Genomic DNA, 14,237 nt, shown 5'->3' with positions numbered 1-14,237 from the left:
GGGCGACGCGCTCGGCGTTCTCCTTGCTGAGGGTCTTCAGCTCATTGCGGGCGGCCGAGGGCAGGTCGCGCGGAGTGATCTCCTCGGGCAGCTCGGGGTCGCGGACGCGGGCCGCCTCGGGCGGGCGCGAGTTCGTGCGCTCGCGCCCCTCGTCCCGACGGTCGCCGAACCGGCGGTCGCCGCCCCGGTCGCCATAAGGACGACGCTCGCCATCGCGGGAGTAGTTGGGGCGGTCACCGTCACGCTGGGGGCGGTCACCATAAGGGCGACGCTCACCGTCGCGGGAGTAGTTGGGGCGGTCACCGTCACGCTGGGGACGGTCGCCGTACGAACGGCGGTCACCGTCACGCTGGGGACGGTCGCCGTACGAACGGCGCTCACCGTCACGCTGCGGCCGGTCACCGAACGGGCGACGCTCACCATCACGCTGCGGCCGGTCACCGAACGAACGACGCTCACCATCACGCTGCGGCCGGTCACCGAACGAACGACGCTCACCATCACGCTGCGGCCGGTCACCGAACGAACGACGCTCACCATCACGCTGCGGGCGGTCACCGAACGAACGACGCTCACCATCACGCTGCGGGCGGTCACCGAACGAACGACGCTCACCATCACGCTGCGGGCGGTCACCGAACGAACGACGCTCACCATCACGCTGCGGCCGGTCACCGTAGGCGCGACGCTCACCGTCGCGGGAGTAGTTGGGGCGGTCACCGTCACGCTGCGGGCGGTCACCGTACGGACGACGCTCACCATCGCGCTGGGGACGGTCACCGTAGGGGCGACGCTCACCATCGCGCTGGGGACGGTCACCGAACGAACGACGCTCACCATCACGCTGCGGGCGGTCACCGAACGAACGGCGCTCCCCGTCACGCTGCGGGCGGTCACCGTACGAACGGCGCTCACCGTCACGCTGCGGGCGGTCGCCGTAGGGACGGCGCTCCCCGTCACGCTGGGGCCGGTCACCGTAGGGACGACGCTCACCGTCGCGGGAGTAGTTCGGGCGGTCACCGTCACGCTGGGGTCGGTCGCCGTAGGGACGGCGCTCACCATCCCGCTGGGGCCGGTCACCGTAGGGACGACGCTCACCGTCGCGGGAGTAGTTCGGGCGGTCACCGTCACGCTGCGGCCGGTCACCGTAGGGGCGACGCTCACCGTCACGCTGCGGCCGGTCACCGTAGGGGCGACGCTCACCATCACGCTGCGGACGATCACCGTACGGACGACGCTCACCATCACGCTGCGGACGGTCACCGTACGGACGGCGCTTGCCTCCGCCCGAGTTGTTGGGGCGCTCGCCGTCGCGCTGGTGGCGCGGGCGGTCGCCGTCCCGCTGGGGCCGGCTGTCGCCATCTCGACGCGGGTACCCGCCGCGATTGCCATCGCCGCCTCGAGGAGCGCCACGGTTCTCGCCGCGGTCGTCCCGTCCTCGGTAAGGTCGGTCGCCGTCGTTCGCAGCCATGTCCACTCCTCGATAATCCCGCATAAACGCAGAAAGGCCACCCAGCGTTGGGTGGCCTTTCTGTTAAAAGAAGTCCGGCGGTGTCCTACTCTCCCACAGGGTCCCCCCTGCAGTACCATCGGCGCTGAGAGGCTTAGCTTCCGGGTTCGGAATGTGACCGGGCGTTTCCCTCTCGCTATGACCGCCGAAACACTATGGATGTGTTCCGAAATCAATAGCACACTATGAAAATGTGTGTTGCTGATTCTCGACCGTACATCGAGAACCACTCAGTGGACGCGGGCGCTTCAAAGGAAAGCGAGGTGTTATCAAGTCATCGGCTTATTAGTACCAGTCAGCTGCATGCATTGCTGCACTTCCACATCTGGCCTATCAACCCAGTAGTCTGGCTGGGAGCCTCTCACCCGAAGGTATGGAAGTCTCATCTTGAGGCCGGCTTCCCGCTTAGATGCTTTCAGCGGTTATCCATCCCGAACGTAGCTAATCAGCGGTGCCCTTGGCAGGACAACTGACACACCAGAGGTTCGTCCAACCCGGTCCTCTCGTACTAGGGTCAGATCCTCTCAAACTTCCTACGCGCGCAGCGGATAGGGACCGAACTGTCTCACGACGTTCTAAACCCAGCTCGCGTACCGCTTTAATGGGCGAACAGCCCAACCCTTGGGACCTACTCCAGCCCCAGGATGCGACGAGCCGACATCGAGGTGCCAAACCATGCCGTCGATATGGACTCTTGGGCAAGATCAGCCTGTTATCCCCGAGGTACCTTTTATCCGTTGAGCGACAGCGCTTCCACAAGCCACTGCCGGATCACTAGTCCCGACTTTCGTCCCTGCTCGACCTGTCAGTCTCACAGTCAAGCTCCCTTGTGCACTTACACTCGCCACCTGATTGCCAACCAGGTTGAGGGAACCTTTGGGCGCCTCCGTTACATTTTGGGAGGCAACCGCCCCAGTTAAACTACCCACCAGGCACTGTCCCTGAACCGGATCACGGTTCGAAGTTAGATATCCAGAGTGACCAGAGTGGTATTTCAACAACGACTCCACAGTAACTGGCGTCACTGCTTCAAAGTCTCCCACCTATCCTACACAAGCCACACCGAACACCAATACCAAGCTGTAGTAAAGGTCACGGGGTCTTTCCGTCCTGCTGCGCGTAACGAGCATCTTTACTCGTAATGCAATTTCGCCGAGTTCGCGGTTGAGACAGTTGGGAAGTCGTTACGCCATTCGTGCAGGTCGGAACTTACCCGACAAGGAATTTCGCTACCTTAGGATGGTTATAGTTACCACCGCCGTTTACCGGGGCTTAAATTCTCAGCTTCGCCTTGCGGCTAACCGGTCCTCTTAACCTTCCGGCACCGGGCAGGCGTCAGTCCGTATACATCGTCTTGCGACTTGGCACGGACCTGTGTTTTTAATAAACAGTCGCTACCCACTGGTCTCTGCGGCCCACACACGCTTTCGGAGCAAGTCCTAATACGAGCTGGGCCCCCCTTCTCCCGAAGTTACGGGGGCATTTTGCCGAGTTCCTTAACCACGATTCTCTCGATCTCCTTGGTATTCTCTACCTGACCACCTGAGTCGGTTTGGGGTACGGGCGGCTGGAACCTCGCGTCGATGCTTTTCTTGGCAGCATAGGATCACCCACTTTTCATCCGCATCGTGTCTCAGCCTGAATGAGAGACGGATTTGCCTATCTCTCGGCCTACGCACTTGCACCAGGACAACCATCGCCTGGCATGGGCTACCTTCCTGCGTCACACCTGTTAATACGCTAACCGCACCAGCATGGGGTCGCGCGCTCCACCACCCGGTGTCACCCGAAGGCGACGATGAATGGTTTCGGGCGCTTAGCACCACTGGATTAGCTTGGGCGGTTCTTCGCCGGTACGGGAATATCAACCCGTTGTCCATCGACTACGCCTGTCGGCCTCGCCTTAGGTCCCGACTTACCCAGGGAAGATTAGCTTGACCCTGGAACCCTTGGTCTTTCGGAGGACGTGTTTCTCACACGTCATTCGCTACTCATGCCTGCATTCTCACTCGTGTGGCGTCCACGGCTGGTTCACACCGCCGCTTCACTCGCCACACGACGCTCTCCTACCCATCAACACGGCTGGACCACGAAGGCCTACCTATAAATGTCAATGCCACAACTTCGGTGGCGTGCTTGAGCCCCGTTACATTGTCGGCGCGGAATCACTTGACCAGTGAGCTATTACGCACTCTTTCAAGGGTGGCTGCTTCTAAGCCAACCTCCTGGTTGTCAAAGCAACTCCACATCCTTTCCCACTTAGCACGCGCTTTGGGACCTTAGTTGGTGGTCTGGGTTGTTTCCCTCTCGACTATGAAGCTTATCCCCCACAGTCTCACTGCTGCGCTCTCACTTACCGGCATTCGGAGTTTGGCTGACGTCAGTAACCTTGTAGGGCCCATCGGCCATCCAGTAGCTCTACCTCCGGCAAGAAACACGCAACGCTGCACCTAAATGCATTTCGGAGAGAACCAGCTATCACGAAGTTTGATTGGCCTTTCACCCCTATCCACAGCTCATCCCCTCAGTTTTCAACCTAAGTGGGTTCGGCCCTCCACGACGTCTTACCGTCGCTTCAGCCTGGCCATGGATAGATCACTTCGCTTCGGGTCTAGGACACGCGACTGAATCGCCCTATTCAGACTCGCTTTCGCTACGGCTACCCCACACGGGTTAACCTCGCCACGTATCGCTAACTCGCAGGCTCATTCTTCAAAAGGCACGCTGTCACACCTACCAGGGGTGCTCCAACGGTTTGTAAGCAGACGGTTTCAGGTACTATTTCACTCCCCTCCCGGGGTACTTTTCACCTTTCCCTCACGGTACTTGTCCGCTATCGGTCATCTGGGAGTATTTAGGCTTACCAGGTGGTCCTGGCGGATTCACACGGGATTTCTCGGGCCCCGTGCTACTTGGGATACTCTCCACGCCAGCACACGCATTTCGACTACGGGGCTTCCACCCACTCTGGCCGGCCATTCAAGACCGTTCGTCTATACGCTGCTGTCACGTCGACTCTTCGGCAGAAAAGTCAGGTGAGTCCCACAACCCCGAACGTGCAACGCCTGCCGGCTATCACACACGCCCGGTTTAGCCTCTTCCGGTTTCGCTCGCCACTACTCACGGAATCACTGTTGTTTTCTCTTCCTGTGGGTACTGAGATGTTTCACTTCCCCACGTTCCCTCTACCCGCCCTATATATTCAGGCGGGAGTCACCAGGTGTTGATCCTGGCGGGGTTTCCCCATTCGGACATCCTCGGATCAGGGCTCGCTTATCAGCTCCCCGAGGCTTATCGCAGATTGCTACGTCCTTCTTCGGCTCCAGATGCCAAGGCATCCACCGTCTGCTCTTAAAGACTTGAAATCACATGAGCCGTAAACCATAAATGATCTACGTTCGCTATCTTTAAAGATGCTCGCGTCCACTGTGTAGTTCTCAAAGTACGGGCGGAACCCCTCCCTCCCCCCACCAACGGCAGGGACCAGAAGAGGCCCAGAAGGAGGATCACGGATGATCCGGTCCTTCAGGACCCAACAGCGTGCAGCCGACCCGCTTCGCTCACCAGACCGTTCCCAACCCGCAAGCGAGTCGTACTAGTTCCAGTCAGCAGCGCTGACGGCATGTCAAATGTTCCACCCATGAGCTACCAGCGAGACACATTCGGTCTCGGACTGGCGCCTGGACACCAAAGCTCCGAAGAACTGGTGCCAGATGCTCCTTAGAAAGGAGGTGATCCAGCCGCACCTTCCGGTACGGCTACCTTGTTACGACTTAGTCCTAATTACCGATCCCACCTTCGACGGCTCCCTCCACAAGGGTTAGGCCACCGGCTTCAGGTGTTACCGACTTTCATGACTTGACGGGCGGTGTGTACAAGACCCGGGAACGTATTCACCGCAGCGTTGCTGATCTGCGATTACTAGCGACTCCGACTTCATGAGGTCGAGTTGCAGACCTCAATCCGAACTGGGACCGGCTTTTTGGGATTCGCTCCACCTCGCGGTATTGCAGCCCTTTGTACCGGCCATTGTAGCATGCGTGAAGCCCAAGACATAAGGGGCATGATGATTTGACGTCATCCCCACCTTCCTCCGAGTTGACCCCGGCAGTATCCCATGAGTTCCCACCATTACGTGCTGGCAACATAGAACGAGGGTTGCGCTCGTTGCGGGACTTAACCCAACATCTCACGACACGAGCTGACGACAACCATGCACCACCTGTATACGAGTGTCCAAAGAGTTCTGCATTTCTGCAGCGTTCTCGAATATGTCAAGCCTTGGTAAGGTTCTTCGCGTTGCATCGAATTAATCCGCATGCTCCGCCGCTTGTGCGGGTCCCCGTCAATTCCTTTGAGTTTTAGCCTTGCGGCCGTACTCCCCAGGCGGGGAACTTAATGCGTTAGCTGCGTCACGGAGACCGTGGAAAGGCCCCCACAACTAGTTCCCAACGTTTACGGGGTGGACTACCAGGGTATCTAAGCCTGTTTGCTCCCCACCCTTTCGCTCCTCAGCGTCAGTTACGGCCCAGAGATCTGCCTTCGCCATCGGTGTTCCTCCTGATATCTGCGCATTCCACCGCTACACCAGGAATTCCAATCTCCCCTACCGCACTCTAGTCTGCCCGTACCCACTGCAGGCCCGAGGTTGAGCCTCGGGTTTTCACAGCAGACGCGACAGACCGCCTACGAGCTCTTTACGCCCAATAATTCCGGATAACGCTTGCGCCCTACGTATTACCGCGGCTGCTGGCACGTAGTTAGCCGGCGCTTTTTCTGCAGGTACCGTCACTTTCGCTTCTTCCCTGCTAAAAGAGGTTTACAACCCGAAGGCCGTCGTCCCTCACGCGGCGTTGCTGCATCAGGCTTCCGCCCATTGTGCAATATTCCCCACTGCTGCCTCCCGTAGGAGTCTGGGCCGTGTCTCAGTCCCAGTGTGGCCGGTCACCCTCTCAGGCCGGCTACCCGTCGACGCCTTGGTGAGCCATTACCTCACCAACAAGCTGATAGGCCGCGAGCCCATCCCGAACCAAAAAATCTTTCCCACCAGAGAAGATGCCTTCCTGGTGCATATCCAGTATTAGACGCCGTTTCCAGCGCTTATCCCAGAGTTCGGGGCAGGTTGCTCACGTGTTACTCACCCGTTCGCCACTGATCCACAAGAGCAAGCTCCTGCTTCACCGTTCGACTTGCATGTGTTAAGCACGCCGCCAGCGTTCATCCTGAGCCAGGATCAAACTCTCCGTAAAAGAACAATGCTGCCACCACCGGGAAAACGGGGAAGCAGCGAGTTTGATGCTGACCAAAACGGATGTCATTACTGACTTCCAAAATTGATCCAAAGGAATCTTGCCGAACCGACAAAAGTCGGCCGACGAGGTTATTTGGCATTTGACAAGTGCACGCTGTTGAGTTCTCAAGGATCGGATGCTCCCAGCCCTGCGACTCCCGCCGCAGCCCTCCGGGGCAACTTCTCTATCTTACCGCTCTCTCTCCGGCTGTCAAACCGACACGCTGTGTCGTCTGAGCTGTTCGAGAGAACGGCAACCTCACCAGTAAAGCGATCAGATCCTGATCGATCCCTGTGTGAGTCTGTCGCCGACCTGGGGTGGGAACCTTCCGGCTCAACCTCACCGCTTGGCGGCGACAAGGGAATACATTACGCGGATCCGGGCGGACCGGCAAACCAGGCCCGGTGTCGGGCGTGTCGCCCGCCCTGACGCGCGCTCAGCCCACGAACAGGCCGGCGAGCGCCTTCTTGCCGCGACGAAGCACGGTCACTCCCCCGGGCAGCGCACCGGTGATGGTGGCCTCGTCCGACTCGACCTTCTCGCCGTCGATCGAGACACCGCCCTGCTGGATCGCGCGACGAGCCTCGCCGTTGCTGGCGACGAGCCCCGTCGCCACCAGCGCGTCGACCACGTTGGTGCCGGCGGCGATGTCGGCGTTAGGCAGCTCGCGCAGCGCGGCGGCGAGGGTCGCGGCGTCGAGCGCCCGCAGGTCGCCCTTGCCGAACAGCGCCTCTGAGGCGTCGATCGCGGCCTGCGCCGCCTCGGCACCGTGCACCGTGGCGGTGACCTCGAATGCGAGTCGCTTCTGCGCGGCGCGGCGGAACGGCTCGGACTCGACGAGAGCCTCGTAGTCCTCGATCTCGGTGCGAGTGAGGAACGTGAACACCTTCAGACGCGCGATCACGTCGCGGTCATCGGTGTTGAGCCAGAACTGGTACATCGCGTACGGGCTGCACATCTCGGCATCCAGCCAGATGGCGTTGCCCTCGCTCTTGCCGAACTTGGTGCCGTCGCTGTTCGTGATCAGCGGCGTGCCGATGGCGTGGACCGAGGTGTGCTCGACGCGGTGGATCAGATCGGTGCCGCTGGTGAGGTTGCCCCACTGGTCGCTGCCACCCGTCTGCAGCACGCAGCCGTACTGGCGGTAGAGCTCGAGGAAGTCGAGACCCTGCAGGATCTGGTAGCTGAACTCGGTGTAGCTGATGCCGGCGTCCGAGTTGAGGCGCGCGCTGACGGCGTCCTTCTTCAGCATCGTGCCCACGCGGAAGTGCTTGCCGATCTCGCGCAGGAAGTCGATGGCGCTGAGCGGCGCCGTCCAGTCGAGGTTGTTGACGATGCGCGCGGAGTTGTCACCCTCGAACGCGAGGAAGCGCTCGACCTGGGCGCGCAGCTTGCCCACCCACTCCTCGACGGTCTCGCGGGTGTTGAGCGTGCGCTCGGCCGTGGGGCGCGGGTCTCCGACGAGGCCCGTCGATCCGCCGACGAGCGCGAGCGGCCGGTGACCGGCGAGCTGGAGGCGGCGCATCGTCAGCAGCTGCACGAGGTTGCCGAGGTGAAGGCTGGGGGCGGTCGGGTCGAAGCCGCAGTAGTAGACGATCGGGGGGCCCGCGAGGAGCTCCCGCAGCGCGTCCTGGTCGGTCGAGACGTGGATCAGTCCGCGCCAGACGAGCTCATCCCAGACGTTGTCGAAGCTGGTGTCGATCCGGGGGGCTGCGAGGGTCTGCGCGGTCACGACCACCAGCCTATGACGTGCACCGGAGGACCGGTGTCAGGACCGGAGGCCCCACCACACGAGGAATGCCCCGGACAGCGCCTGCACCCAGCTGACCATGCTGCCCACGAGGAAGTACTCGGCACGGTCTCCCCCGTCGCCGTCCCGCGAGATCTCCGGGAAGCGCACGATGCCCTTCGCCGCGATGAACGCCGCGAGCAGCGGATAGGCGGCGGCGAGCGTCAGGCCGAACACGATCGCGCGCTCGAGCGGGCCGATCAGGCGGCCGCCGCGCATCACCTGCCCGGGAGCAAGCGCAGGCTGCACCACGGGGCTGGGCGCGGGCACGGCCTCGGCGACCGGCGCGCTCGGTGGCGGCTCCGCCACCGCGACCATCGCGGCCTGGGCCTCGGCCACTGCTTCGGCCTCGGCTTCCGCCTCGTCGACCGGGTCCGGAGAGGGAGCGATGTTCTCGCGCTCGAGCGCGGCGCGCACAACGACGTTCGCCGACTCGAGCAGGTAGGCCAGCGCACCGACCATCATGAGCACGCCCGGAAGCGTCAGCTCTCCGAGCGGAGAGGTGATCTCGAGACGGCCGAAGGCGCCGGTGCCGTGCTCGGCCGGGACGAGCAGGATCGACAGCGCGCTCAGCACTCCCACCCCGGCGGCCGGCCAGATCGATACCGGCGAATGACCGCGATCGGGCATCAGCCACAGCCACAGCCCGGCGACGACCGCGCCCGCGATGCCCGCCGCGGGGGCACCGGCCAGCAGTCCGAGAAGCACCGCAAGCACCATCACCACACCGAAGCCGACCGTGAGCGGCGTGGCACCCGCGCGACGGAAGACCGTGCGCACCAGGTCGACACCGCCGACCGCGAGCAGGATGAGCGCGGCGTAGATCATGACCCCAGCATGCCGATGCCCTCGGACATTCCGCGGAGGTCGGCCGCGCGTCGGCGCGGCCGCCGGACTTACAGGCCCAGCGCGTGGATCGCGGCCTGCGAGCGCGCGACGAGCTCGGCGCGCTGCTCGGCGACGCGGACCGGCGCCGTGCCGCCGGCGCCCGTGCGGCTCGCGACAGACCCCTCGATCGAGAGCACCTCGCGGACCTCCGGCGTCAGGTGCGCCGAGACCGACGCGAGCTGCGCGTCCGAGGCGTCCTCGAGGCCGATCCCGGCCTCCTCGCAGACGCGCACCAGCGATCCGGAGATCTCGTGGGCCTCGCGGAACGGCACGCGGCGCTTCACGAGCCACTCGGCGACGTCGGTCGCGAGGGAGAAGCCCTGGGGCGCGAGCTCGGCCATGCGGGCGGCGTCGAAGCGCATGGTCGCGACCATCCCCGTGAAGGCGGGGAGCACGACCTCGAGGGTGTCGACCGAGTCGAACACGGGCTCCTTGTCCTCCTGCAGGTCGCGGTTGTACGCGAGCGGGAGGCCCTTGAGCGTGGTCAGCAGGCCGGTCAGGTTGCCGACGAGGCGACCCGCCTTGCCGCGCGTGAGCTCGGCGATGTCGGGGTTCTTCTTCTGCGGCATGATGCTCGAGCCCGTCGAGTAGCCGTCGTGGAGGGTGACGAAGCCGAACTCGCGGGTGTTCCAGAGGATGATCTCCTCGGCGAAGCGCGACAGGTCGATCCCGATCTGCGCGGCGATGAACGCGAACTCGGCGACCACGTCGCGGGCCGCGGTGCCGTCGAGCGAGTTCTCGGCCGGCCGGTCGAGGCCGAGCTCCGACGCCACCAGCTGGGGGTCGAGGCCGAGCGTGGAGCCGGCAAGCGCACCGCCGCCGTAGGGCGAGACGGACGCGCGCGCCGTCCAGTCGCGCAGGCGCTCGAGGTCGCGCACCAGCGGCCACGCGTGGGCCTGCAGGTGGTGAGCGAGCAGGATCGGCTGCGCGTGCTGCAGGTGGGTGCGACCGGGCAGGATCACCTCGGCGTGGGCATCGGCCTGCGCGACGAGCGCATCGACGAGGGCCAGGATCTCCTTGGCGATGACGCGCGAGTGATCGAGCAGGTACATGCGCACGAGCGTGGCGATCTGGTCGTTGCGGCTGCGACCGGCGCGGAGCCGACCGCCGAGGTCGGCGCCGACCACCTCGATGAGCGCGGACTCGAGCGCGCCGTGCACATCCTCGTCGCCGGGGCGCGCGACGAGCGTGCCGTCCTGGATGTCGCGGGCGAGGACATCGAGGCCCTCGTGCATACGACGCTCCTCGTCGGCCTCGAGGTAGCCGGCCGCGGCGAGCGCCTTCGCGTGGGCGTGCGAGCCGGCGATGTCGTACAGCGCCAGGCGCCAGTCGAAGTGCGTCGAGCGGCTCAGGGCCTCGAGCTCGGGCGACGGCCCGGAGGCGAAGCGCGCGCCCCAGAGGGCCCCCTCGCCGGTCTTGCCCGAAGTGCCGTGCTGACCCTCTGCCTGCTCACTGCTCATGGGATCCAGCCTACCGAGCGGCGTCGGCCGATCCGGACGGCGCCGGGGGCCCGACGCGCGCCACCTTGCCCACGGCCCACTCCAGCGGGCCGCGCCCTGCGAGCAGCGTCCACACCGTGCACCCCACGATGGTCGCGAGCGTGAGCGGCCAGAACGGCTCGAGCGCCCGGAAGGCCGCGAGCTCCGAGCCGTGGTCGCCGACGGGCGGCTGCAGGATCGCCCACGCGACCAGCTGCACGGTGTACGCCGTGAGCGGCATCGCCCCCACCGCCCGCAGCGGAAGCAGCAGCGTCTTGAGCGGCGTGCGGCAGACGAGCGCGCACAGCGCGATCACCGCGATGGCGACACCGCCGGATCCGACAGCCTCGCCGATGCCGCTCGAGTGCGCGCTCGCCGACAGCACCCCGCCCCACAGCGAGTCCGCCGGCTCGAGCAGCGCCGCCTCGCCGATGACGCCGTACCCCAGCGCCGTGAGGAAGGCGCCGCACGCCACGAGCAGCGTGGCGGTGAGCGGCGCCGAGAAGGCGAGGCGCCCGACGCCGATGCCCGCCAGGATGAACGCCGCCCACAGCAGGAAGGGGTAGTCCCACCCGAGGGCGAGCGCCACCGTCTCCGTGAGGTCGTCCTCGCGCGAGATGGTGTGGTCGATCGCGTACACGGCGAACGGCATCGTCAGGGCGATCGCCCCCGCCGTGACGAACAGGGTCGTCGGCCGGGCCCGCAGCAGCGGAAGCGCCAGCAGGAACAGGATCGCGTAGGCGGGCAGGATCACGAGCACCGGCGTCTGCAGCAGGATCAGCAGGATCCCGAGCAGCCAGATGCAGGCGGCGCGCAGCGCGATCCGGATGCGGGCGAACATCAGATCCTGCCCGGCGAGCGGCTCGGCGCGCCCCGTGACGAGGGCCAGCGAGACCCCCGCGAGGGTGGCGAACAGGACCGACGAGCGTCCGTTGACGAGGTCCGGCCAGGTGAGCGGATGCGTCCAGTCGAACGGCATCGTCACAAGCAGATGCGCGGCGAACATCCCGATGACGGCGAGGCCGCGCGCCAGGTCGACACCCGGCTCGCGGCCTCGTCCGTCCAGCCGCGCCCTCAGACGGGCGGCGCGGCCGGAGATGCGCTCGGTCAGCCCTGGCGAAGGAGCCACACCAGCAGCGCCTTCTGCGCGTGAAGCCGGTTCTCGGCCTCGTCCCAGATGACGCTCTGCGGGCCGTCGATCACGTCGGCGTCGACCTCGTACCCGCGGTCGGCGGGCAGGCAGTGGATGAAGATGGCACTCGGATCGGCGACCGCCATGGTCTCCTGCGTCACCTTGTACTGTCCGAGGTCGCGCAGACGCGCGAGCTTCTCCTCCTCCTTGCCCATCGACACCCACGTGTCGGTGACGATGACGTCTGCACCGGCGGCCGCCTCGAGGGGGTCGGTCAGGAGGGTGACGGATCCGCCGGTCTGCTCCGCGATCCGGTCGGCGTCGGCGACGACGTCCTCGCGCGGGGCGTACGCCTCGGGCGAGGTCACGCGCACGTGCATGCCCGCGGTGACGCCCGCGAGGATGTACGAGTGCGCCATGTTGCTGGCGCCGTCGCCGAAGAACGACAGCGTCAGACCCTTCAGCTCGCCCTTGTGCTCGCGGATCGTGAGCAGGTCGGCCAGCAGCTGGCACGGGTGGAAGTCGTCGCTCAGGGCGTTGATCACCGGCACCCGCGTGCCGGCCGAGATCTCCTCGAGGCCCGCCTGCGCGTAGGTGCGCCAGACGATCGCGGCGACCTGACGCTCGAGGACGCGCGCCGTGTCGGCGGGGGTCTCCTTGCCGCCCAGCTGGCTGTTGGCGGTCGAGATGATCAGCGGCGTGCCGCCGAGGTCGGCGATGCCGACCGCGAACGAGACGCGCGTGCGGGTCGACGACTTGTCGAAGATGACCGCGACGGTCTTCGGGCCGGCGAGGGTCTTGTCGGCCCAGCGGTCCTTCTTCAGCTCGGCGGCGAGATCCAGGATCTCCGACTGCTCGGCGGGCGTGATGTCGTCGTCGCGCAGGAAGTGGCGGGTCATGCGGAGGTCTCCTGGGTCTGGGTGGCGGAGGGGACGTCGTGGGTCTCGGCGACGGCGGCGAGCGCCTGGGCGAAGAGCTCGAGGAACTCCGCCACCTCGGCGTCGCCGATCGTGTACGCCGGGGCGATCCGGATCGCGTCGTCCGAGGGGGCGTTCACGATGAGGCCGCGCTCGTGCGCGGCGGCCCTCACCTCGGCGGCGACGGGCGCCGCGAGGCGGATGCCGATCAGCAGGCCGGCGCCGCGGGTGGCGGCCACGAGCGGAAGGCCCGCGACCCCCTCGCGGAGCTCCGATCCGCGCGTGCGGACGTTGTCCAGCAGATCCTGGTCCTCGATCTCCTGGATGACGGCGTTCGCGACCGCGCTGGCGAGCGGGTTGCCGCCGAAGGTCGAGTTGTGCGTGCCGGGGTAGAACAGGTCGCTGGCGTCGCCGAAGGTCACCAGCGCCCCGAGCGGGAAGCCCGCCGCGATCCCCTTGGCGACGGTGACGGCGTCCGGCAGGATGCCCGCGCCGTCGGTGCCGGTCACCTCGGGCGACTGGAAGGCGAACCAGTGGCCCGTGCGGCCCATGCCGGTCTGGATCTCGTCGAGGATCAGCAGGGCGCCGTGGGCGGACGTCAGCTCACGCGCGCGGACGAGGTAGCCGTCCGGCAGCGGGAGCACACCCGCCTCGCCCTGGATCGGCTCGACGACGAGGGCGGAGATCCGCTCGCCGCCGGCGAAGAGCTGCTCGAGGGCGTCGATCGTGGGGGCGATGCTCTTGACGCCCGGGATCAGCGGGCGGAACGGATCCTGGTAGGCGGGCTTCGGGGTGAGCGCCAGCGCCCCCGTCGAGCGGCCGTGGAAGGCGCCCTCGAGCGAGACGATCAGCCCGTCGCGGTCGTGCAGTCGCGCCAGCTTGATGGCGGTCTCGTTGGCCTCGGTGCCCGAGTTCGCGAGGAACACCCGCCCCCGCTCCCCCGTGCCCGCGAGATGCTTCAGGCGCGCGGCGAGCTCGAGCTGCTGCGGCGTCGCGAAGTAGTTCGACACGTGCGCCAGAGTCGCCGCCTGCCGGGAGACCGTCTCGACGAACGCGGGATGGCCGTGCCCAAGCGAGTTCACGGCGATGCCGCCGAGGAAGTCGAGGTAGCGGTTGCCGTCGGTGTCCCAGACGTGCGATCCCTCGCCGCGCTCGAGCAGGGCGAGACGCCCGCCGAGGCTCATGAGGTCGCGCGTCGCGTCGTCCTGCCAGCTGTTCTGATCCGTCATCGC

General features: G+C 65.4%; 7 protein-coding genes and 3 rRNA genes. All 10 read right to left on the bottom strand.

Features of this window, described 5'->3' with window-relative positions:
- Positions 1 to 36 precede the first annotated feature (36 nt).
- The gene (locus ACOKGD_RS04660; RefSeq protein WP_421355089.1) at positions 37 to 1,512 is read right to left on the bottom strand and encodes a hypothetical protein; all 1,476 of its coding nucleotides are present in this window, start codon (positions 1,510 to 1,512) and stop codon (positions 37 to 39) included.
- A gap of 31 nt (positions 1,513 to 1,543) precedes the next feature.
- A 5S ribosomal RNA gene (gene rrf, locus ACOKGD_RS04655) occupies positions 1,544 to 1,660 on the bottom strand.
- A 115-nt stretch (positions 1,661 to 1,775) separates the two neighbouring features.
- Positions 1,776 to 4,875 (bottom strand): 23S ribosomal RNA (locus ACOKGD_RS04650).
- A gap of 359 nt (positions 4,876 to 5,234) precedes the next feature.
- Positions 5,235 to 6,759 (bottom strand): 16S ribosomal RNA (locus ACOKGD_RS04645).
- The 16S, 23S and 5S rRNA genes sit together here, the layout of an rRNA operon.
- A 478-nt stretch (positions 6,760 to 7,237) precedes the next feature.
- Entirely contained in the window at positions 7,238 to 8,533 is a 1,296-nt protein-coding gene (tyrS, locus tag ACOKGD_RS04640) for a tyrosine--tRNA ligase (protein WP_342336467.1), read from the bottom strand.
- Positions 8,534 to 8,569: 36 nt separating this feature from the next.
- Complete coding sequence (locus ACOKGD_RS04635; RefSeq protein ID WP_342336468.1) at positions 8,570 to 9,418, bottom strand: hypothetical protein; 849 nt, start codon at positions 9,416 to 9,418, stop codon at positions 8,570 to 8,572.
- A 68-nt stretch (positions 9,419 to 9,486) separates the two neighbouring features.
- Entirely contained in the window at positions 9,487 to 10,938 is a 1,452-nt protein-coding gene (gene argH, locus ACOKGD_RS04630) for an argininosuccinate lyase (protein ID WP_342336469.1), read from the bottom strand.
- Between the two features lie 10 nt (positions 10,939 to 10,948).
- The gene (locus ACOKGD_RS04625; RefSeq protein ID WP_342336470.1) at positions 10,949 to 12,085 is read right to left on the bottom strand and encodes a heparan-alpha-glucosaminide N-acetyltransferase domain-containing protein; all 1,137 of its coding nucleotides are present in this window, start codon (positions 12,083 to 12,085) and stop codon (positions 10,949 to 10,951) included.
- The gene (gene argF / locus ACOKGD_RS04620) at positions 12,064 to 12,987 is read right to left on the bottom strand and encodes an ornithine carbamoyltransferase (RefSeq protein ID WP_342336471.1); all 924 of its coding nucleotides are present in this window, start codon (positions 12,985 to 12,987) and stop codon (positions 12,064 to 12,066) included. The genes ACOKGD_RS04625 and argF overlap by 22 nt, the downstream gene beginning before the upstream one ends.
- Entirely contained in the window at positions 12,984 to 14,234 is a 1,251-nt protein-coding gene (locus tag ACOKGD_RS04615) for an acetylornithine transaminase (RefSeq protein WP_342336472.1), read from the bottom strand. Before ACOKGD_RS04615 ends, argF begins: the two co-directional genes overlap by 4 nt.
- Positions 14,235 to 14,237 lie beyond the last annotated feature (3 nt).

Source organism: Microbacterium phosphatis (assembly GCF_049177115.1).
In the GTDB taxonomy this organism is placed as follows: Bacteria; Actinomycetota; Actinomycetes; order Actinomycetales; family Microbacteriaceae; genus Microbacterium; species Microbacterium phosphatis.
The sequence above is the reverse complement of the archived record's forward strand: the minus strand, read 5'-3'. Positions and strand labels throughout refer to the sequence as shown.

Bases quoted from the DNA above. Each gene is read 5' to 3' on its own strand.
- argF (WP_342336471.1), bottom strand. From the start codon at position 12,987: ATGACCCGCCACTTCCTGCGCGACGACGACATCACGCCCGCCGAGCAG.
- argH (WP_342336469.1), bottom strand. From the start codon at position 10,938: ATGAGCAGTGAGCAGGCAGAGGGTCAGCACGGCACTTCGGGCAAGACC.
- ACOKGD_RS04635 (WP_342336468.1), bottom strand. From the start codon at position 9,418: ATGATCTACGCCGCGCTCATCCTGCTCGCGGTCGGCGGTGTCGACCTG.
- ACOKGD_RS04615 (WP_342336472.1), bottom strand. From the start codon at position 14,234: ATGACGGATCAGAACAGCTGGCAGGACGACGCGACGCGCGACCTCATG.